This window comes from Acidovorax sp. LjRoot129, assembly GCF_964253765.1.
Lineage (GTDB): Bacteria > Pseudomonadota > Gammaproteobacteria > Burkholderiales > Burkholderiaceae_C > Acidovorax.
Genome location: NZ_CAXUSE020000001.1, coordinates 4,565,793 through 4,586,276 on the forward strand (window position 1 = coordinate 4,565,793; position 20,484 = coordinate 4,586,276).

Below are 20,484 nucleotides of genomic sequence, written 5' to 3' on the forward strand. Positions count from 1 at the left end.
CGGCGTGTCCACAGGATTGGTAGACGAGCTTCGGCTTGATTCTCCAACAGATCGGCGCTACGCCGAGCGCGCATTCCTCATCGCCGAGTCGACATTCAAGACCAGGAGCAAGCTGTGAAACGACTCTCTCCTCTTGATTAGTGGACGAACGTCCACTAAAATTTGGGGCATGGCTCGAACGAACCGCGACTCTGCACACCTGCGAAAACTCCGTGACCTTCATGCGCGTCTCGGCTGCATTCCTTCCTATAGCCAGATCGCCGCTCACCTGGGATTCAAGGCAAAGAACGCTGCATTCAAGTTGGTAGACCGGCTCGTTGCGAGCGGACATTTGACGAAGGGCCCAGGGGGGCGGCTGGTTCCCGACGTCGCATTCTTTGCGCTTGAGTTGAGCGATGACTCCGTACGGGCCGGCTTCGGTTCTGATGGAAGCGCCACAGGGCTGTTGCAGTCCCAGGCAATTGATCAGCTCTTGATTTCTAGACCATCAAAAACTGTTCTCGTGAGTCTCCGCGGCGACTCAATGGTGGACGCGGGAATCCTCAACGGCGACATTGCCGTCGTTGAGACAGATCTCCAAAGCGTCTCTGGAGATATTGTCGTCGCGGACATCGACGGCAGCGTCACGGTCAAGGAACTGCAGATCAAGAAAGGCCGTCCTTGGCTGGTGCCACATAACTCAAGCATTGAAGCTCAGACTCCTCGAGAATCGCTCAAGGTGATAGGAGTGGTGAGGGGCATTGTTCGACGGTATAAGCCGCTGCCGACCGGCAGAGGCACGCTAACCAGGTGGGGGGTAACATCATGACGACGACCAGCAAAATTGAGTGGACAGAACAGACTTGGAATCCAACGGTCGGGTGCACCAAGATCTCGCCTGGCTGCAAGCATTGCTATGCGGAGGCTATGGCCAAGAGACTCAAGGCCATGAACACGCCAGGCTATGAAAATGGCTTTGCGCTCACTTTGCTACCAGAACGGCTGAACGACCCAATCAAGCGCAAGAAGCCGACCGTCTATTTCGTCAACTCAATGTCCGACCTTTTCCATGATCGAGTGCCGGACGAGTACATCGAGAAGGTGTTCGCTGTCATCGAACAGACGCCTCAGCACACCTACCAGATTCTCACCAAGCGGGGGGCGCGAATGGCCCGCTACTTCCGCAACCGCAAGGTACCTGTCAATGCATGGCTCGGCGTCTCGGTCGAGGATCGCAAGTACGGCGTCCCACGCATAGACTATCTGCGCAAGGTGCCAGCGAGTATCAGGTTCCTTTCGGTGGAGCCCCTGCTTGCAGATGTAGGGGAACTTGACCTGACCGACATTCACTGGGTCATCGTTGGCGGTGAGTCGGGACCCAAAGCTCGACCCATGAAAACCGAGTGGGCAGAAGCTGTACGCGTCCAATGCCAAGAGCAGGGAGTCGCCTTCTTCTTCAAGCAATGGGGTGGATGGGGCGCGGATGGAAAGAAGCGCGCCAAGGCGGCCAACGGCCGCGAGCTCAACGGCCGCACGTGGGACGAGATGCCGGTAACCGTGGTTGCCCGCGTGACGCCCGGTGCTGAGGTAGGGCAACCGGTTTGAGCATGGGGCCCGCCCCCATGGAGCGGGCCTGTGCTGAAGCGCACACGAGTACATGCGCCAACGAGTGAGTGACTCGCTAGGCAGCAATTGGGCGATGGCGCTCCCCAGAAGTGAGCTTGAGCCTTTCTGGTAGAGCAAGGGCCTGCAAGAAATCAACTGCTAAAAAGACGACAGACGGCTATCATGGACTGACCCCACACCAATAGCTAAGAATGGTCAAACGCTCCGAGAAGTATGTCTGGGTACCAGGATCACGCCCGCCTCCACTAGACCCTCACAGCGTCGTTAAACACGACATCGTGCGCGAGTACTTGAGTCAGTACGTGCATGTGCTGATGAGCAACTACCTCATGGATAAGCTTGTCTTGTCTGTCGTAGATGGGTTCGCTGGGGGCGGAGAGTATGTCGGCAGCTCAGGTGAATTTGTGCCTGGCTCGCCACAGATCGTTATCGACGCGTTGGCGGAGCAGGAGGTACTCCTCAATGTGGGCAGAGAGAAGCCTCGCAAGCTCGATATGAGGTACTACTTCGTGGAGAAGAAGAAGAGTAGCCTGCAGTACCTCAACGCGCTGCTGACAACCCGCTACGGCGGTCATCGCTTCGGACAGGACATTTTGACCCTCCAGGGAACGTTTCAGAAAAACTTCGATGCCATCCGCGCCGACATCAAACGGCGAGGTCGCGGAGACCGAGCCATATTCCTGCTCGACCAATACGCATGGGACCAAGTGCCAGGTGCGCTACTCAAGGAGATTTTTGACACGCTGAAAGGTGCGGAGGTGATTCTCACGTTCGGTGTAGACAGCCTCATCTCGTTCTTGAGTGACAACGAGCAAAGCCGGCGCAAGATGGAAAGCATGGGATTCGCCGACCACATCGACTGGAAGTCCCTGGAAGAGCTCCGAGGCACAACCGGAGACGCCTGGAGAGCCGCAATCCAACGGAATCTTGCGGATGCGCTCATTCACGCCAGCGGTGCTCAGCACTCGACCATCTTCTACATAACGCCGCAGGGGGACACGCCGTGGACGTACTGGCTCGTGCACCTGTCCAACAACTACAAGGCGCGCGATGTGATGATGAACATTCACTGGGGTAAGTCCAACCAGTTCTCTCACTACCTGGAGCCCGATATCTTTACGCTCGGCTATTCGGCTCAAAAGGATGCGGAGGTGACAGGGCAAAACTCTTTGAGCTTCGGTGAGGAGTTCCAGTTCGACAAACTTGCCGCGGAAAAATGCACGGCAGGTCTAGAGCGCAAACTCGTCCCATGGCTGTTCGATAGGGGCGATAAGGCTGTTCAGTTCAAGGAGCTGTCGCACGGCATTGGAAGCCGCACCCCGGGAACGGAGAAGATGCTCAAGGAGTCTTTGGATGAGGCGATTCGATGTGGAGACCTTGTAGCCTTCACGAAAGATGGCGGCCGTAGAACGAAGGGCAGCTCGATCAAAGCGGATGATGTGCTTATGGCCGGAGATCAGCGGTCGTTAATCCACCTGGGATAGATTTGAGGTGTTCATGCTGTCAACCTAGTAGGCGACCTACGCTGCAAGATAGCGTCTTTGCGGTAGAGAAATAGGCCTGAGAACGAGCCTGAGTAAGACAGAAAAAACGGCGGGCTACAGCGCGTCACAGGATCAGAACAAGCCGCTCCGAATCCTCCGGATGGAGGGGCCGTGAGCTCCTGGCGTTAGTCGCGTCGATGTTCTTGACCTTACCAGCATCGATCAACCGAACGAGAGATGCCTGCAAATCCTGGGGCATCCAGTCCGTCGTTTCAAGGATATCCGCAAACAAGGCCTCGTCGATGGCAGTGGGCTCTTTGCGCAGTGTCGTCAGCCAGTACTTGTCGACATCGCTTGCGTTATCGAGTCCCTCCGGCGTCATGGGCATTTCGTCAGCGAACATATCACGGACGCGCGTTGCCTCCTCACGCTTGTCCCTGCGCTGTTCGGCGCGAACTCGCTGCTGGATCGTCTCTACGCCATGCGAGATCTTCATGAACTCGATGGTGCCTTTGGGATGGCTGCTGAGGTACACCAAGTGGTACTTCGCACGCTCCCTTTTTGAATCAAGAACCCTGACATAGGCAGTCCGGCCAACATAGGGGTGCTTCTGGATGGGGAGCGCACCTTTGAGACTGGCACGATAGTGCCCTAATAACTTCTTCTCGCGGTCCTGTGGCGAAAGCTCCTCAAGCCTCTGCACTTCCTCCAGAGATACGCCGAGAAATTCAGCGATCTCCTCTTGCCACTCCCCCATCGACGCGGTGCGATTGATGAAGTCGTAGATGAAGTTGATGAGGAACTCTGACCGCGGCCGCTGAAGGAGGGGACGGAGCTTCTCGATGCCGATGGACTTCCAGCCCTTCGGGTCGATGAAGAAGAAGGTGAACGCGTTGCGCCCGCTCCATTCGAGGATCTCGCCACGAAGGTCGACAAAGTCGCCGTGCCTGCAGCTGGACTGTACGTCCGAGGGAGTTGCATCTTCAAGATAGCGCTGCAGGTTGGAGTACGCCTGGTCATCGCGTTCGATGTAAAGCGCTCGCATGGTGGCCCTAACCCCAAGCTGCGCGAGTGTCTCTCTGCACCTAGCCAACGTTCGCAGTGACACAGCGATCGAGGTGCTTTCAAGCTCACTGGTTCCCCAGGGGCCAGAGAAGCAGTCAACGTAACAGATCTCGATCAAACCCTGTTTCCTGGCCGCATTGCCGACAATCATCACCAGCTTTTCCAGGTAGCTCTCCAGCAGCTGGTGCTTTATCCATGCTTGCTCACGGCCTTTGTATGCTGGGGGAATGGTCGGTAGCGCCGCCGTCATGTTTTCTGTCATTGGTTCGGGTTCTGCTGCCTAATCGCGTGGTGGAATCAGCGCACTGTGCTTTTCGAAAAGTAGTCCTGAGCGGCTTGGGCAAACGCCTGCTCAGTCGGGGCTTGGAGAACATTCAGAGGCAACCCGAGTTCTTTGCAGACCACTTCGGCGCGCGACCGCTCGACCTCCATCGCCGCCTGCAACGCATCAAGCGATGGGTCAAGGCCGTCTCGGTCGGCGATCTGCTGACGAATGATCTGCGGGTCCTTCTCCAGCAGGATGACGCCCACCAAATTGAGAGACGCAAAAACTTCCGTCTTGATCTCGGTCAGCTCACCAGCACTGTTGCGCAAGAGAAAGTGTCCGTCGAGAAGGATCGGTGTATTCGCGTCGGCATACCGTTGAATTGCTGCGATCAACGCAAGCTGGTTACCCTCGATGTCGGATACCAGCTTGTTCGCATTCCACTCGGGTAGCGCCAGCTGTTCCTTGATCAACTTGCTCGCTGAGGCATGGGTGAATCCATGGGATCTGACAGCGTGCTCGCACAGATAGGTCTTGCCCACACCGTGGACTCCGGCAACAAAGACATTCATTTTTGACCTCTTGAGGGAAACATCGACCGGAATATCGAGTGGTACTTGAATGGATCGAGGTACATGTAAGACTGTGGGGGGACGAAGTCTTCAAACACTGCCTTCGGGTCGAGCTGGAGCTCAGCTACGTCGACCGAATTGATCATGATTCCGAACGTCTTGCGCTTCCCGGAAAAGTAATCGTCGAACTCTTCGCGAGTGACTCCGCCGCCAAACTCCTCGGCGAGCTTCCACAACTTGTCAGGTGGCTCCTTTCGCACCGTGTCGATATAAGCGACCCCTACTAGCCTTTGTACCGGCGCCGACGAGTACAGTACAAGCACACCGATGTCTTCTTCCGGCCAGGAACGTCTGAGCTCGATGCGCTTGGTGCCAGCCAGGATGAGGTCGGCATACTTCGGCTTGATGGACAGAAGCGCCGCCCTTCCTCCTGGGCTATCGGATGATTCTGGAAAAAGACTCATCGTCTATCCTCGTGATTGATTGAATGGGACCGTAGACGATTCGCTGATCGAGCAGGGCTTGGTAGGAGATCGGTGTGTCGAAATGCTGTATGTGCCTGAAGAGCATGACCTTGGTGGTCCGCTTGGCCATTTCCTCGATTTGTTCCTGCGAGTAGACCGTCCGACGCCTGACCGCCTTGACGATCTCATCCACGTCGCGCGACGCAAGCACCCTTTCGACGACGCCCAGCGAAGTGATGGCTTTGGTATCTCTGCTGCGATAAAACAGGACCACATCCCCTGGCTGAACCTGATTGGAGGGTGCATGCGAGAGGTAGGCGAGCTTGATCGCATTGCCGAGGTGCGCCAGATGTCCTGAACGACTGGTCCCTCCATTGCCTGGATAGTCCGGAAAAATGATGTCGTGAAAGTGCGGCTGAATAGGGACGATGAATTTTTGAATGGCGTTGTCGCTGCGATAGTGCGGAAAGAATCTCCGCAGAAACTCCACCGGAGGTGCAAGCGATGTCGGCGGATTGATGGGATGCTCCTTTACGAAGGCCTGATCATCACCATAGGTGCCCTGCTTCACGAATCCGAAGTCGAGAAGCAGATCGATCAGGGGCTGTTGCACCACCGGATTTGCGTGGATGAAGATGTTCTCGCACCGAGCACTGGTCGCATAAAGGAATGCCGCTTTGAGCAACAGCTCACCAATTTTTCTGCCGCGCACCTGGCCATCCACCTTGAACGTGCACAACTTGAGAGCCTTGCCGCGCAGGCGAGCACCGGCATCGTTGATCACCTCATTTTTTTGAACATCGTAGATGCACAGCGCGGCCACGGTCCCGCCCTTCGCACGGTAGACCCAGGCACTGCGGCCCTCTCTCGCCTTCTCTCTGAACCAGGCGTCAAAGTCGTAGCTCGCACGCAAGCTGTCAAAGAACGGGCCAGGCAACTGATCGGTGAACGTGTTGAGCTCGACGTCCTCGATATGCAGAAGCTTCGGTGCGGGCGTGAGATGCAGGCGAGCAAGCAGATCCTCTGCTGTCTGTATCGTATAGACCCTGTCATCGAGGTCTCGCGCCCGGGCCTTCGCAAGCAGCCTCTGATCTTCGGTGATGAGGACATGGGCCGCATCCCGCTCGATCGCATAGAGAATCTCGTTGTCGCACTGATCGTTGACAGACACCCCTGCCGGCGTCCAAGGACAGGAGGCTGCGTCTGGAAGGCGGGTGTACTGCTTCAGTCGCTGCAGCGTCCTGTTGCGCCGTTCCTCATTCCGGTCGCGTTGGATGTCCACCACCGAGGCCGGGTGGTACAGGAGCTGATGATGGCCGATGCTTGCTAACCTGACGAAGTTCGCCAGATTCGGGGTGAGCACGGCCAGAGAATCGTGCAACGGAATCAGAATATTTGTGTCCAGCAAGAATCGCATTTCTTATTTCTCCCCACTTCCCTTTGCCTCCGCCGCGTACCCCGCCCAAGACGATGAATTCAACGCATACCGCTAGCGGCCACCCCCTGGGCCATCGGGCAGTAGCAACGTCCCGTTGAAGCTGTACTCCACACTGTTTGCACGGTACAGATCTGTGTACTCTGCGCCGATCTGAAATCCAAAATACTCGAAGACTTTGTCGAAAATCGGAAGTCGCTGATCGGCCACGGAAAGCAATGGATGCTCAGTGCCGAGCTCTTCGAAAGCATGCTTGAAAAGCCGCACGCCCACACCTGTTCCCTGAAACTCCGGTAGCACACGAAGGCAGCAGAGTTTTCGCTCCTCTGCGATCTTCAAGACGGCAAGGCCAGCCAGTCGCCCTTGTGAGGCGCGCAGGAGAATCTTGCGCTCCCCAGAAAGCAACCCAGGCTCGACTTTGTTCTGGTACCACTGGACGAAGCCGGGGTAGAGCCCGCTGACCGCAAGCAGCTGAGACTTCGCCAGTGCGCTGAGCGAAACGAATCGTCTCGGATCCTGCACGGCCATTACGCTGTCAATCACTGCCGATTCCATGGCGTGGGTAGCTACTCGAGCGCCCGCAGATAGCGGTACGACTGGGGAGGCGTGATGCCGGGACCGAGGGTGGCAAGCTCCATGGGCTCGTCGTACTTCGTAACCGTACCTACCGCAATCGCAAAGGCGGTGTCCCGGTCCTCGTAGTACTCGTCGAAGAAGCGCTTGTTGATGCCCGCGTGATCCTTAGTCTTTTCCCAGATCCGCGAGGGCTCGTCCTTGTGGACCTCAGCGATGGAAAACTCCCCCACAACCTTACCGACCGGCTTGGTAGCGTAGATCACAACGGTCTCTACGCCCACCACGGTGAAGCCGCACTTGCGAAACTCGAACCTCTTGGTACCGTTCAAGATCTTTTCCGCGAAGGCGGGCTTAATCGACAAGATAACTTTCATGCGCCTGTCCGAGTTCGAAGATGAGGTCGAACTGTGCCCTTGTTAGTTTGAAAAAGTCCCAGCGCCTGGTGCCAGCCGCCAAGCCAACCTCTTCGATGAGCCGCTGACGGATCAGCCTGCGCCTGAGGGCAATGTTGTAGGTGAATTTGATCATGTTGTGATGCTTTTTCGTGTCATACAACTCGGTTAGCTTTTCCTTGGGGAAGATACTGTAAGGCCCCGCGTACTTCAGGAACTCAGAAAGTGTTGCAAAGCTTTTGATGCGACGAACTTCTTCAACTACACCAATCGAAGTTGCAACAGATCGGTAGAGTGCTGGCCCTTTGCCGTCCGAGGTGCGGTACATGACCAGGAGGTCTCCTCGCGTCAGCTTGCCCGCTGCGGCGATTCCAGAGACGTAGATCTTGTGGATGCTGTTGGCGTGGGAGACATCATCCAGAATGCTGAAGTGCTCATTTTTGAGGATTGAATCTGGCAGGAACTTCGAGTGGTACTCGGGATAGATGGCCAGCAGGCCGATGGTCACACCATTGGCTTTGATGCGCGGGTAGTCCAGCAGAATGTCGTTCTTCACGTTGTGGAAGCTCTTGAGCAGGACCATCTCCTGGCCGTTTGGCCCGTCCTTCACGGCATAGGGCTCGAAGCCATACCTCGTATAGAGGTCAATGAGCCCTTGGTGTTTGGCAAAGACAGTCACGTAGGCATCATCGGCATGAACTTCAAAGGCGTGATCGAAGACCTTCTTGATAAATCGCTCACCCAGCTTGGTTCCGTGGGCATCGATCTTCATTGTTCCGATCTTCAGGTGCACCCCAGCTTTGAGGGGCGGCTTGATGTCGGTCACCATACCCGCTTCGGCCTTCACGTAGAGAAACCCGACGAGGCCCTTCGTCTTGGTCTTGTATAGATATGCTGACTCTCCTGAGTCAGCCTTCTTCTTGAACCAAGTCGGGAACTCGGCGTAGTCCGTCTTCAGCGAATCAAAGAACGGCTCAGCGAGGCTGATCTCACTGAACGGTGTGCGCACCAGATTTGTCATCCATCCCTCGAATATCTATTTTTATATGTAGCCGTCGGGTGACGTAAGCCACGCTTGCTCATTGGATCAGCAGCGCAGCCAAGCACCACCACATAGCCTCTTCTGTGATCTGCGCAACAGGGTAGTGGCGTACCGAGCTTTTGACCAGAAAAAAATGGCGGCGAGCTGGACTTGGCAAGCCGCAGGGCCAGATCACCGCGGCTCCGGGCGCACAGCCGCCGCTTGAGCCGTCGCCATTGAGCGTTGGCAACCAGCCTGAAGCCGTCAACCATACAAATGTTGCGACCGCCTGCTTGTGGCCGAGAGTACCCATTCGCGCGAACGCAGTGAGCGTCAGCAACCAGCCTCTTGCAGTCATCGGAGCGTTTAGGGGCTGCTCGGACCGCAAGAACTTCTGGAAAAACCAAAGAAAAAGAGCGCTCAAACTGAGCGCTCTTTTATATATAGCAACAAGCCTAAACAGGGCTGCGATTTGCTTCGTATTTCTAGGTCGTCTTTACCCGTCAAGCTCGAGTTCACGACTTTACTGTTACAAATGACCACCCCGCATACCCGCATGAATGCTGGAGGCTTGTTTACGACTTTATTTGCGTGTTTACGACTTTAATTACCCAGAATAAAAGCGGAGGCACCCGTCCCCCCGATCACTCTACAGTGACACTCTTTGCCAGGTTCCGCGGCTTGTCCACATCCGTCCCGCGCGCACACGCCGTGTGGTACGCCAGCAGCTGCAGCGGCACCACATGCAGCAGCGGGCTCAGCGCACCGTAGTGCTCAGGCATGCGGATCACGTGCAGGCCTTCGCCGCTTTCGATGCGGGTGTCGCCGTCGGCCAGTACGTACAGCACGCCGGCGCGGGCTCGCACCTCTTGCATGTTGCTCTTGAGCTTTTCGAGCAGCGCATCGTTGGGCGCCACGGTGACTACGGGCATGGCGCTGGTGACCAGGGCCAGGGGGCCGTGCTTGAGTTCACCCGCGGGATACGCCTCGGCGTGGATGTAGCTGATCTCCTTGAGCTTCAAGGCGCCTTCGAGGGCGATCGGGTAGTGCAGCCCGCGGCCCAGGAACAGGGCGTTTTCCATGCGGGCGAAGTCTTCGGCCCAGCTGATGAGTTGGGGCTCCAGCGCCAGCACGGCCTGCAGGGCCACGGGCAGGTGGCGCATGGCCTTGAGGTGGGCGGCCTCTTGCTCTTCAGACAGGCGGCCTTTGGACTGGGCCAGGGCCAGCGTCAGCAAGAAGAGGCCCGCCAGCTGCGTAGTAAACGCCTTGGTGCTGGCCACCCCGATCTCGACGCCCGCCCGGGTGATATAGGCCAGCTTGCATTCACGCACCATGGCGCTGGTGGCCACGTTGCAGATGGTGAGCGTGTGCAACATGCCCAAGGACTGCGCGTGGCGCAGGGCGGCCAGCGTGTCGGCGGTTTCTCCCGACTGACTGATGGTGACGACCAGGGTGCGCGGGTTGGGCACGCTGGTGCGGTAGCGGTATTCGCTGGCCACTTCCACCTGGGTAGGGATGCCGGCGATTTCTTCGAGCCAGTACTTGGCGGTGCAGCCGCTGTAGTAGCTGGTGCCGCAGGCCAGGATGAGGACGCTGTCGATCTCCTTGAACACGCGCCAGGCGGCGGCGCCAGGCTCGCCATGCAGGCCGGCGCCGTCGAACAGCTCGGGCACGATGCCTTCGACGCCTTCAAGGGTGTCGGCGATGGCGCGCGGCTGCTCGAAGATTTCCTTTTGCATGTAGTGGCGGTAGGGGCCCAGCTCGGCCGCGCCGCTGTGGGCCTGCACGGTGCGCACGGGGCGCTGCGCGGGAGTGAGCGCGGCGCGGTCCTTGCCCACGATCCAGTAGCGGCCCAGTTGCAGGTCCACCAGGTCGCCCTCTTCCAGGTACACGATCTGGTCGGTGACGCCGGCCAGGGCCATGGCGTCGCTGGCGAGGAAGTGCTCGCCCGCCACCGACCCTGCAGTCGCCGAGCCCACACCCAGAATCAGCGGCGAGCCGGCGCGCGCGCCGACCACGCGGTGGGGTTCGTCGCGGTGGATCACTGCGATGGCGTAGGCGCCGTGCAGTTCGGCCACGGTGGCCTGCACCGCGTCGAACAGGTCGCCGTTGTAGTGGCTGTCCACCAGGTGCGCGATGACCTCGGTGTCGGTTTGGCTGGCAAACACGTAGCCGCGGGCCTGCAGCGCGCGGCGCAGTTCTTCGTGGTTTTCGATGATGCCGTTGTGCACCAGCGCCACGCGGCCAGCGCTTTGGGCCTGGGCATCGGCACCCGTGCCGTGGCTGAAGTGCGGGTGGGCGTTGTGCACCACGGGCGCGCCATGGGTGGCCCAGCGGGTGTGGGCGATGCCGGTGGCGCCGTCCAGGTGGTCGGTCTGCACCTGCTCGAGCAGTTCGGCCACGCGGGCGGTGCTGCGGGCGCGCTGCAGGCCGCCGCGCTCGGTGCCGTGGCGCGACGCGTCGAGGCTGGCACCGTGCACGGCCACGCCGCAGGAGTCATAGCCCCGGTATTCGAGCCGCTGCAGGCCCTGCACGAGGATGGGAACGATGTTGCGCGTGGAGACTGCGCCGACGATGCCGCACATGGGAAACCTTTGTGTGAAACGGATGAGGGATGGTAGGCATCCTCAAAAACAATTTCTCATTGATATTTGCGTCGATTTGAATTTAAATTTCACCATTTCCCATTTGAGAAATTAAATTTCCTCGTTGAGCAATAAATGGAATCATTCACACTGGATGCCACAGATCTGCAGATCCTCAACCTGCTGCAAACGGACGCCGCCCAAAGCAACCAGTCGCTGGCCGAACAGGTGCATGTGTCGCCGCCCACCTGCCTGCGCCGGGTCAAGCGTCTGACCGAGGCCGGGCTGATCGAGCGCACGGTGGCCCTCCTCCAGCCGGACCGGCTGGCTGCGGTCCAGGGCCATGGCCTGGCTTGCATCGTGGAGGTGTCGCTGGACCGCCAGGGTGCCGAGCACCTGGACGCGTTCGAAGCCCGCGCCGTGGCAGACGACGCCGTGCAGCAGTGTTGGCGCGTATCGCCCGGGCCGGACTTCGTGCTGGTGGCGCACACGCGCGACATGCCGGGTTACCTGGCGCTGTCGCAGAGGCTCTTCACCGGCGATGCGAATGTGCGCAACGTGAAGGCTTTTTTTGCCACGCGGCGGGCCAAATTCGAGACAAAAGTGCCTCTAGCGCTTGATACGTAAGCGGTAGTAGCTATATTTTTAATAGCAAATGCACGCATACCGCGTAGATGCGCGCCCCATGCGCGTTGCTTTCGCCGTCGCGGGGCGGCCTGTTTCCTGTCTTTGCCCCTGCCATCGAGCGCCCCTGCGCCGGTGTTTCGCGTTCGCTTGGCTGCGTTGCCGATGGCCCGTCACAGGCCTTCGCCAGCTAGCGCTATGGCGAAAGTCTCCTACTGACTTTCATCCCGCTCAGGCGTAAGCTGCCCCGATCATCGATCCCCCCGCCCATCAGCCCTGCGCGCTGGCGTGCTTCTCTTGTGATGCCTCAGGGCTCCAAACCTGCGCGCAATGCCGATGGCGACGCACCGCAGCACCATGCCCTCCACCGAACGCCAGCTTCCCCGCCGCGTCTACCCCTTGCGCATCCTGGGCATGGGCCTGGGTGGCATGGTGGTGGGCGTGGTCCTGTGGGAGCGGCAGGCGTCCGCATGGGCCTGGGCAGGCCTGGTGCTGGCGTCGTTTGTGTGGCCCCATGTGGCCTATTTGCTGACCCGGCGCAGCGCCGACCCGTACCGCACCGAAGCGCGCAACCTGCTCATCGACTCGGCGCTGACCGCGGCGCTGGTGCCGCTGATGCACTTCAACCTGCTGCCCAGCACCCTCATCCTCACGCTCACCATGGTGGACAAGATCACCACCGGCATGCGTGGTCTGTGGGCGCGCTCGATTCCGGTGATGTTGCTGGCTGGTGTGGCCAGCGCCATGCTCACGGGCAACCACTGGGCGCTTGATACCTCGATGCGGGTGATCACGGCGTGCCTGCCGGTGATGGTGCTGCACACCCTGTCGGTCAGCGTGGTGAGCTACCAGCTCATCCGCAAGACGGCCCGGCAGAACCACCTGCTCGATGAACTGCGCCGCATCGATGCGCTCACCGGGCTGTATGGGCGCGGGCATTGGCAGGAGCAGGCCGAGGCCGCGCTGCGCCACCACCTCGCCACTGGCGAGCCCGCCTGCATGCTGATGATGGACGTGGACCACTTCAAGCAGATCAACGACAGCCACGGCCACACCGTGGGCGATGAGGTGCTGCGCGTGCTGGCGCGCGTGGTGCGCGCTGCCGTGCGCGGCGGGGACTGCGCCGGCCGCTACGGCGGCGACGAGTTCGCGATCATCCTGCCCGGCACACGCACCAGCGACGCCGTGGCGATTGCCGAGCGGATCCGCGAACACAGCGAAAGCGTGCGCCTGCGCCACCTGCCCGCGCTGCGCCTGTCGTGCAGCCTGGGCGTGGCCCCGGCCCAGCCCCACCACGCCAATGTGAGCGAATGGATCGATGCCGCGGACACGGCCCTGTACGCCGCCAAGAAGGCGGGGCGCAACCGGGTGGGCGCGCCGCCCGCACCCGGGCGCGTGGTGGTGGATGGGGGGCCGCAAGGTGAGGCGCTGGCGGTGTAGGCCTGCAACGTGAGTGGGTGTTGCGTTCCGGGGCAGGGCGCGTCCTGCCCCGCTTTAAAGGCGGTCTAGCGTGGCGCTAAGTCACTGGTCACTGGTCCCTGGCCACTGCACACGCACCGTACAACCCGCACCCACCGCGCCGGTGGCCGTGATGGTGGCGCCGTGGCGCTGCGCGATGGCGCGGCACAGGGCCAGGCCGGCGCCCACGCCGTCAAACTCGGCCTCGCGGTGCAGGCGCTGGAACACCCCAAACAGCTGGGCTGCGCGGGCGTTGTCAAAACCGGCGCCGTTGTCGGTCAATGTGAAAGCGACCCCACCTTGTGCAGCACCGGGCGCAGCGCGATCCACACCCTCCGCCCCGTTTCCGCCGTCTGCGTCGGCGTCGGCGTCGGCGTCGATCATGGCCGGCACCGCCTGCACCGCAATGCAGGGCACCCGCGTGCCGCCACGGGTGAACTTGAGCGCATTGCCCAGCAACTGCACCAGCAGTTCCTGCAGCAGCGCCGGGTCGGCCTGCAGGGTGGGCAGATCGGGGGCAATGTTCCACTCCACCCCCCGCCCCGCCTCGGCCGCCGCCAGGGTCGCGCGTGCCTGGGCCAGCGCGTCGGCCAGCAGTACGGGCTGCAAGCGCAGCGGCGCACGGCTGGCCTGCGCCAAGGCCTCCAGGCCATCGATCATCCGGCCCATGCGGCGGGCCGATTGGTCCATGGTGGCCAGAAAGCCCAGCGCTTCCTGTACCTCCGGGCCGGCAAGCACAGGCGCTGGCAGGTCTGCCAGCGTTTCGCGCACCAGCGTGCCGTAAGACGTGACGTGGCGCAGCGGCGCGCGCAGGTCGTGCGAGACGGCGCGCAGAAAATCTTCCTGCGCCGCGGCCATGTCCGCCACGCGCCGTTCGCTGCGGGCCAGCTCGGCGCGCAGCTGCTGCAAGGTGTTCTGAATGGCTTCGTCGCTCATGGCTCACATCCTCCGTAACCGGCGCTGCCTAAACCAGTCAGCCACCTGTGCATCCGCGGAGCCGGTTTTGCTAGGTCGCCGGTTGTGTTCCCTTCTCTCGCCGCGAGCGAGGGGCTGAGGGCCGCGGCTCCCAGCCAGCCTGCGCAGGCTTGGACAACAACGACGAGCGGTCGCCTCTGGCGAACGCACCGAGAGGGGAGGCAGCCCAAGGGGCGTCTCATTTTTTCGGCCGATCCCAATTAGCAATGCTGATCTGCTTGCCGCGCGCCACGCTCAAGGCGCCTGGCGCGGTGCTTTTGGTGATGGTGCTGCCACCGCCGACCGTGCCGCCCGCGCCGATGGTGACGGGCGCCACCAGCACGCAGTTGCTGCCCACATGCACGTCGGCCTCGATCACCGTGCGGTGCTTGTGGGCGCCGTCGTAGTTGGCGGTGATGCTGCCGGCGCCGTAGTTCACGCGCTCGCCCACGGTGGCGTCGCCCAGGTAGGCCAGGTGGTTGGCCTTGGCGCCGTCGGCCAGCGTGGAGTTTTTGACCTCGACAAAGTTGCCGATGTGCACCTCGCGCCCCAGCTGTGCGCCCGGGCGCAGGCGGGCAAACGGGCCGATGAGCGCGCCGGCGCCCACCGTCACGCCGGCCTTCTCGCCGTCGATGTGGGTGTAGGGGTGAATCACCGCGCCATCGGCAATGGTGGCGTTGGCGATGCAGCAGTGCGCGCCAATGCTCACCCCGTCGCCCAGCGCCACGCGGCCGGTAAAGATGCAGTTCACGTCGATCTCCACGTCCTGCCCGCACACCAGCTCGCCACGCACGCCGGTGCGCGCGTCATCGCGCACATCAAAACGCGAAGGGTCGGCCAGGCGCACGCCCTGCTCCATCAGGCCGCGCGCCACGCGCAACTGGTGCGCGCGCTCCAGCTCCGCCAATTGCAAGGGGCTGTTCACGCCCGCCACCTGCAGCGCGTCGGTGATGCGGTGCGCCACCACGGGCACGCCATCGGCCACGGCCATGGCGACGATGTCGGTCAGGTAGTACTCGCCCTGGGCGTTGTGGTTGGTCAGCCGGGCCAGCCAGCCTTTGAGCTGGCGCGTGGGCACGGCCATGATGCCGCTGTACACCTCGGTGATGGCTCGCTCAGCGTCGCTCGCGTCCTTGTGCTCGACGATGCCCTGCACATCGCCCGCGGCGTTGCGCACGATGCGGCCGTAGCCCGTGGGGTCGGCCAGCGTGACGGTGAGCAGCGCCAGACGCCCGCCGCTGCCATCGGTGCTGGCCACCACCAGCGCGCGCAGGGTGTCGGCCTGGGTCAGCGGCACATCGCCCGACAACACCACGGCGGTGCCGTCGTCGGCGAGCAGCGGCGCGGCCTGCTGCACCGCGTGGCCGGTGCCCAGCTGCGGCTCCTGGCGCGCAAATTTCAGGTCAAAAGTGCCGCCGGCGCTTGCTGTGATTGAACAAGCTGCTTCTACTTCTGTAGCACCGTGGCCGGTGATGACGATGGCACTGCGCGCCTTGAGGTGCGCAGCCTGGTCCAGCACGTGGTGCAGCAGCGGGCGCCCGGCGAGGCGCTGCAGCACTTTGGGGATGCGGCTTTTCATGCGCGTGCCCTTGCCGGCCGCCATGATGAGGATGTCGAGTTGCGTCATGGAGATTTCAGGAAATTCAGGGGCCCGGGCGGCGCTGGCGCGGGCCGGTGGGGGATTATCGGCTGCGAAGCCGCCCACGCACCATGCTATTGTTTTAGTAGCTATTAGCGCTTATATATCAAGCGCTGGAGGCCATTTTGGCCTCAAACCCCGCCCTACAGCAGCGGCATGACGCGCGGCGGCGTGTCGTAGTACTCGGCAATGCGCGCCAGCGCGCGTGGGTTGAGCAGTCGCAGCCGCCCGTCTTTGAGCTCATGCAGGCCCAGCAGCGCCAGGCGCCGCAGCGTCTTGTTGGTGTGCACCAGCGACAGCCCGAGCGCATCGGCAATGTGCTGCTGCGTGAGCGGAAACGGCACGCTGCCGTCCTCGGCCAGGCCAATGCGGTCCAGGCGCCGGTACAGGTGCATCAGCAGCATGGCCACGCGCTCGGTGGCGTTGCGCCGGCCGGTGGTCAGCAGGTTGTCGTCGACATGGCTTTCCTCGTGCGCGGCCAGCCAGGTGACGTCGTAACCCAGCCGCGGATGCTCGCGAAACACGGCCCACAGGCTGTCGCTCTGGAACACGCACAGGTAGCAATCTGACAGCGCCTCAACACCGTGCGCCGACACCTCGCCAAACTCTTGCTGCAGCCCCACCAGGTCGCCCGGCAGCAAAAAATTAAGGATCTGCCGGCGCCCATCGCTCAGCGACTTGTAGCGAAATGCCAGGCCCGAAAACAGCGTGAACAGGCGGACGTTGGTCTGGCCCTCGTGCACCAGCGTTTCACCCGCAGCCACCGACTGGGTTTCGGTGCGAAAACTTTCGATGAAATCCAGCACCTCGGGCTTGAGCACCGTGAAGGCCCCCGTGCGGCGCAGGCTGCAGTTTTGGCAAGACGGCGGGCAAACGGCGGCTGCGGCGGGCGGAACGGGGGAACTCATGGTGTGGAGATTCTAGGGAGCGCGGGGCTTTTGCACCTGCAATTTGCGAGCCCAACCGGCCCGCACCGCCCTCGGTGTCGCAGGTCACCCACGTATGTCTTTTGACATTGCGCCGGGCTCGGGCTTTCCCTATATTGGGCTCAGCCTATGAAACTCATCCCCGCCTTGTACGAGGTTCTCTACGTCAGCCAACTTGCGCCCGGCCAACCGCTGAGTGTGGTGGCAGAAATCGCTGCAACGGCCCGCCTGGCCAATGCCCAGGCCAACATCACGGGGCTTTTGATCTTCGACGGCCACCGCTTCTGCCAGCAGCTCGAAGGCCCGAAAAAAGCCGTGCTCAAGCTCATCGAACGCATCCGCACCGACCCGCGGCATGTGAACGTGGAGGTGGTGCACCACGGCGCGCTGGCCGGCCGGCGGTTTCAGAACTTCAGCCTGGCCTTCAGCACGGTCGAAGATGTGGACGCGCTATCGCGCATGGAGTCGCTGGACGGCGACGCCGCGCTGGCCGCATTCCGTGCGGTGTGCGGCGAGCTGGAATATTGAAACCAGCCGCCGCGCTGCCCGCACAGCGGGCTCAAGCGACGACGCGCCTTGGCATCAAGCCCCACCACCCGCCCCCTGCGTCCAGCGCCGCAGCACCAGCGTGGCGTTCACCCCGCCAAAACCAAAGCCGTTGACCATGGCATGCGTGAGCGCCATGCGCCGCGGCGCGAGCGCCACCAGATCCAGCCCCTCGGCCTGCTCATCCGGCGTGTGCAGGTTCAGCGTGCCGGGCACGACCTGATCGCGCAGCGCCAGCACCGAGAAGATCGTCGCCACCGCACCCGCCGCGCCCAGCAGGTGCCCGGTGGCCGACTTGGTGGAGCTGATGGCCACGCCGCTGCCATCGCCAAACACCTTGCGGACGGCAGCCAGCTCGCCCCGGTCGCCGACCATGGTGGAGGTGGCGTGCGCATTGAGGTACTGCACCTCGCCCGCCTGCAAGCCCGCCTGCGCCAGGGCGGCCGCGATGCTGCGGGCCGCGCCGTCGCCGTCCTCAGGGCCTGACGTGATGTGGTACGCGTCGGCCGAAGTGCCATAGCCCACCAGCTCGGCCAGCGGCTGTGCGCCGCGCGCCAGTGCGTGCTCCAGCGCCTCGATCACGAGCATGCCCGCGCCCTCGCCCATCACAAAACCGTCGCGCCCGGCATCAAACGGGCGCGAGGCCTGCTCGGGTGCATCGTTGAACGCGGTGGACAGCGCCTTGGCAGCCGCAAAGCCGCCCAGGCTCACGCGGTCGATGGCGGCTTCGCTGCCACCGCACACCGCCATGTCGGCCTCGCCGCAGCGGATCATGCGGGCCGCATCGCCCAGCGCCTGCACGCTGGCGGCGCAGGCCGTCACGGGCGCGCCCAGCGGGCCCTTGAGCCCGTGGCGGATCGACACGTGCCCGGCCGCCAGGTTGACCAGAAACGACGGCACGGTGAATGGCGACAGGCGCTGCGGCCCGCGCGTGTCGGTGGTGCGCACGGCCTCGGCAATGGCACCAAACCCGCCGATGCCCGAGGCAATGACGGTGGCCGTGCGCGCAAGGGCCGCCTCGTTGGCGCCCGCGGGCCAGCCGGCCTGCGCCAGTGCCTGCTGCGCTGCGCCGAGGGCAAAGGGGATGAAGCGGTCCATCTTGCGCTGGTCTTTGGTGGAGACGACGGCGTCGACATCCCAGCCGCCCTCGGGGTCCTCGGCCAGGGGCAGCACGCGGCCGCCGATCTTGGCGGCGATGCCTTCGGTCACGGCCTCGGGCAGGCGCGTGATGCCCGAGCGCCCGGCCAGAAGGCGCTGCCAGGCGAGCTCTACCTGGCAACCCAGCGGGGAGACCAGGCCCATGCCGGTGATAACGACGCGGCGCATCACCGGGCCGCTCCCGTCACAGGAGTTGCCGCCACGGCGCGGTCGGAAAGGAAGGTGTTGTTCATGAAAACATCTCGCTGGTTGTCGCCTGCCCGTGGGGTTGCGCGGGTGCCACGGGGGCCTCGCGGTGGTCACAGGCCGCAGTGCTGGGCTGCGCGTCGCGCTACCTTGCCCCGGGGCTCAGGCTTATGATTAAGGTCGTCATCATAAGCACAAAGCCGTTTTTTGCGTACGACCGCAATCATTAAGAGGTTTCCATGAAGGTGTCCAAAGCCCAGGCCGCAGAAAACCGCGAAGGCATCCTCGACGCCGCGGCACGGCTGTACCGCGAACGGGGATTGACGGGCGTGGGTGTGGCCGACATCACGCGCGATGCCGGGCTGACCCATGGCGGGCTGTACCGGCATTTCCAGTCGAAAGATGCGCTGGTGCGCGAAGCCTGCGCCCGCGCGTTTGACTGGTCGATTGCGCCGCTGGACGGGCACACCCCCAATGCCAATGTCGAGGACCGCATCCGCAGCTACCTGTCGCCCCAGCACCGCGATGCGCCCGGCAGCGGCTGCCCGGCCGCCGCGCTGGCGGTGGACGCGGCGCGCGCGGGGGCGGAGTTGTCAGGGGTGTTTGCCGACGGCATCGAGCGCAACATCCAGCGTTTTGCGCAGCTGCTGGCAGAGAGCGCACCGGCCAGTGCCGAAGCCGCCCCGGCTGCGAACCGCGCGCGTGCCATGGAGGTGCTGGCCACCATGGTCGGCGGCTTGGTGCTGGCGCGCGCCACGGCTGCGGGCCAGCCAGAGTTGTCGCTGGAGATATTGACCACCCTGCAGGACCAGCTGGTGCGCTTGGTGGAGTCGCCGCTGGGCTGAGTGGGCTTTCGCCTGCTGCCTACAGATCGGCCGGGGCAATATCGCTATCAAAAAAATAGCTTCTAGCGCTTGCTGAACAAGCGGTGGAAGCCATTTTGACTAAAAAACTGCCTGCGATCAGAACCTGCCATCAGGCTTCGGGTGCAGCGGCCTCCCGCCGATTGGCGAGGACCGCCACACAGGGCCTATCAAGCGCAGCAGGCGTCGGCCGCCACGCGCTGGTCGGTGCCAGCAGCGCTGCCGAAGGCGGCCCGGCGCCACCAGGGTGCGGGGCTGCCGTCGGTAGCCGAGGCCGCCACGGCGCTCAGGCGGTACTGCAGGCGCAGGCCGCCCAGGGGCTCTACCACCGCGTGCTGGCCGGCGGCGATGCGCAGGGTTTGGCCGGCGTGCAGAAACACGTCGCCGGCTTCGGCGCCGCTGCCGTGGGGACCGTCATCCAGCGTGACCCAGGCGTGGCCTTCGGCCACGCGCAGCGCGGTGGGTGCGCGGGGCGTAAGGCTCACGGCCTTGCCGGGCAGCACGGTGGTGGCAGATGGGCCGGTAGCCGAAGCAGCGGCGGGTGCGAACTTTAAAATTTGGCTGATGGTCATGGCATTCTCCGGGTTTTCCCTTGTTGGACTCTATGGTGCTGCGTGCTATGTAAATCGTCCAATGAAAAGCAGTGCAGCTATTGATGCTCTTCTT

General features: G+C 62.3%; 21 protein-coding genes. 7 read left to right on the forward strand and 14 right to left on the reverse strand.

Annotation, left to right across the window (positions count from 1 at the left end; genetic code table 11):
• The first annotated feature begins 169 nt into the window (after positions 1-169).
• From ACSQ3Q_RS20810 to ACSQ3Q_RS20820, 3 genes are all read left to right on the forward strand, one after another.
• Positions 170-808, forward strand: a complete 639-nt coding sequence (locus tag ACSQ3Q_RS20810; RefSeq protein ID WP_436136229.1) for a LexA family protein — start codon at positions 170-172, stop codon at positions 806-808.
• Entirely contained in the window at positions 805-1,584 is a 780-nt protein-coding gene (locus ACSQ3Q_RS20815; RefSeq protein WP_436136230.1) for a DUF5131 family protein, read from the forward strand. Before ACSQ3Q_RS20810 ends, ACSQ3Q_RS20815 begins: the two co-directional genes overlap by 4 nt.
• A gap of 212 nt (positions 1,585-1,796) precedes the next feature.
• Positions 1,797-3,089: a three-Cys-motif partner protein TcmP gene (locus tag ACSQ3Q_RS20820; protein WP_436136231.1), complete on the forward strand. Its 1,293-nt coding sequence runs from the start codon at positions 1,797-1,799 to the stop codon at positions 3,087-3,089.
• 124 nt (positions 3,090-3,213) lie between these two features.
• Here the strand turns inward: ACSQ3Q_RS20820 and tcmP are convergent, their stop codons facing one another.
• The 9 genes from tcmP to glmS form a co-directional block, all read right to left on the reverse strand.
• Positions 3,214-4,416, reverse strand: a complete 1,203-nt coding sequence (tcmP, locus tag ACSQ3Q_RS20825) for a three-Cys-motif partner protein TcmP (RefSeq protein ID WP_436136232.1) — start codon at positions 4,414-4,416, stop codon at positions 3,214-3,216.
• A 35-nt stretch (positions 4,417-4,451) separates the two neighbouring features.
• Positions 4,452-4,991: an ATP-binding protein gene (locus ACSQ3Q_RS20830; protein WP_436136233.1), complete on the reverse strand. Its 540-nt coding sequence runs from the start codon at positions 4,989-4,991 to the stop codon at positions 4,452-4,454.
• Positions 4,988-5,455 (reverse strand): ASCH domain-containing protein, encoded by a 468-nt coding sequence (locus tag ACSQ3Q_RS20835; RefSeq protein ID WP_436136234.1) that lies wholly within the window; start codon positions 5,453-5,455, stop codon positions 4,988-4,990. Before ACSQ3Q_RS20835 ends, ACSQ3Q_RS20830 begins: the two co-directional genes overlap by 4 nt.
• Positions 5,427-6,872, reverse strand: coding sequence for a GNAT family N-acetyltransferase (locus tag ACSQ3Q_RS20840; protein WP_436136235.1), 1,446 nt, complete (start codon positions 6,870-6,872; stop codon positions 5,427-5,429). The genes ACSQ3Q_RS20835 and ACSQ3Q_RS20840 overlap by 29 nt, the downstream gene beginning before the upstream one ends.
• Positions 6,873-6,944: 72 nt before the next feature.
• Positions 6,945-7,445 carry a GNAT family N-acetyltransferase gene (locus tag ACSQ3Q_RS20845; protein WP_436136236.1) on the reverse strand — a complete coding sequence of 167 codons (501 nt, stop codon included), beginning with the start codon at positions 7,443-7,445 and terminating at the stop codon, positions 6,945-6,947.
• A gap of 11 nt (positions 7,446-7,456) precedes the next feature.
• On the reverse strand, positions 7,457-7,840 hold the full coding sequence (locus tag ACSQ3Q_RS20850; RefSeq protein WP_436136237.1) for an ASCH domain-containing protein: 384 nt from the start codon (positions 7,838-7,840) through the stop codon (positions 7,457-7,459).
• Complete coding sequence (locus tag ACSQ3Q_RS20855) at positions 7,818-8,879, reverse strand: N-acetyltransferase (RefSeq protein ID WP_436136238.1); 1,062 nt, start codon at positions 8,877-8,879, stop codon at positions 7,818-7,820. The genes ACSQ3Q_RS20850 and ACSQ3Q_RS20855 overlap by 23 nt, the downstream gene beginning before the upstream one ends.
• A gap of 58 nt (positions 8,880-8,937) precedes the next feature.
• Positions 8,938-9,303, reverse strand: coding sequence for a hypothetical protein (locus tag ACSQ3Q_RS20860; RefSeq protein WP_436136239.1), 366 nt, complete (start codon positions 9,301-9,303; stop codon positions 8,938-8,940).
• A 220-nt stretch (positions 9,304-9,523) separates the two neighbouring features.
• Positions 9,524-11,464, reverse strand: coding sequence for a glutamine--fructose-6-phosphate transaminase (isomerizing) (glmS, locus tag ACSQ3Q_RS20865; protein ID WP_436136240.1), 1,941 nt, complete (start codon positions 11,462-11,464; stop codon positions 9,524-9,526).
• Between the two features lie 135 nt (positions 11,465-11,599).
• On the opposite strand from glmS, the gene ACSQ3Q_RS20870 reads away from it, so the two are divergent.
• Together ACSQ3Q_RS20870 and ACSQ3Q_RS20875 are read left to right on the forward strand one after the other, a co-directional pair.
• Positions 11,600-12,091 carry an Lrp/AsnC family transcriptional regulator gene (locus ACSQ3Q_RS20870; RefSeq protein WP_436136241.1) on the forward strand — a complete coding sequence of 164 codons (492 nt, stop codon included), beginning with the start codon at positions 11,600-11,602 and terminating at the stop codon, positions 12,089-12,091.
• 354 nt (positions 12,092-12,445) lie between these two features.
• The gene (locus ACSQ3Q_RS20875) at positions 12,446-13,528 is read left to right on the forward strand and encodes a diguanylate cyclase (RefSeq protein ID WP_436136242.1); all 1,083 of its coding nucleotides are present in this window, start codon (positions 12,446-12,448) and stop codon (positions 13,526-13,528) included.
• Between the two features lie 81 nt (positions 13,529-13,609).
• Here ACSQ3Q_RS20875 and ACSQ3Q_RS20880 read toward each other — a convergent pair whose 3' ends face one another.
• The 3 genes from ACSQ3Q_RS20880 to ACSQ3Q_RS20890 form a co-directional block, all read right to left on the reverse strand.
• Positions 13,610-14,482: a sensor histidine kinase gene (locus ACSQ3Q_RS20880; RefSeq protein ID WP_436136243.1), complete on the reverse strand. Its 873-nt coding sequence runs from the start codon at positions 14,480-14,482 to the stop codon at positions 13,610-13,612.
• A gap of 217 nt (positions 14,483-14,699) precedes the next feature.
• Positions 14,700-16,127, reverse strand: a complete 1,428-nt coding sequence (gene glmU, locus ACSQ3Q_RS20885; protein ID WP_436136244.1) for a bifunctional UDP-N-acetylglucosamine diphosphorylase/glucosamine-1-phosphate N-acetyltransferase GlmU — start codon at positions 16,125-16,127, stop codon at positions 14,700-14,702.
• A 155-nt stretch (positions 16,128-16,282) separates the two neighbouring features.
• Positions 16,283-17,047 (reverse strand): Crp/Fnr family transcriptional regulator, encoded by a 765-nt coding sequence (locus ACSQ3Q_RS20890; protein WP_436136245.1) that lies wholly within the window; start codon positions 17,045-17,047, stop codon positions 16,283-16,285.
• 147 nt (positions 17,048-17,194) lie between these two features.
• Here ACSQ3Q_RS20890 and ACSQ3Q_RS20895 point away from each other — a divergent pair, with 147 nt between their 5' ends.
• Positions 17,195-17,593, forward strand: a complete 399-nt coding sequence (locus ACSQ3Q_RS20895) for a BLUF domain-containing protein (RefSeq protein WP_436136246.1) — start codon at positions 17,195-17,197, stop codon at positions 17,591-17,593.
• A 54-nt stretch (positions 17,594-17,647) separates the two neighbouring features.
• Here the strand turns inward: ACSQ3Q_RS20895 and fabF are convergent, their stop codons facing one another.
• Positions 17,648-18,937 (reverse strand): beta-ketoacyl-ACP synthase II, encoded by a 1,290-nt coding sequence (fabF, locus tag ACSQ3Q_RS20900; protein ID WP_436136247.1) that lies wholly within the window; start codon positions 18,935-18,937, stop codon positions 17,648-17,650.
• 257 nt (positions 18,938-19,194) lie between these two features.
• Here fabF and ACSQ3Q_RS20905 point away from each other — a divergent pair, with 257 nt between their 5' ends.
• Positions 19,195-19,800, forward strand: a complete 606-nt coding sequence (locus ACSQ3Q_RS20905; RefSeq protein ID WP_436136248.1) for a TetR/AcrR family transcriptional regulator — start codon at positions 19,195-19,197, stop codon at positions 19,798-19,800.
• A gap of 188 nt (positions 19,801-19,988) precedes the next feature.
• On the opposite strand, the gene ACSQ3Q_RS20910 is transcribed toward ACSQ3Q_RS20905, so the two are convergent.
• Positions 19,989-20,390 carry a DUF2917 domain-containing protein gene (locus tag ACSQ3Q_RS20910; RefSeq protein WP_436136249.1) on the reverse strand — a complete coding sequence of 134 codons (402 nt, stop codon included), beginning with the start codon at positions 20,388-20,390 and terminating at the stop codon, positions 19,989-19,991.
• Positions 20,391-20,484: the final 94 nt, after the last annotated feature.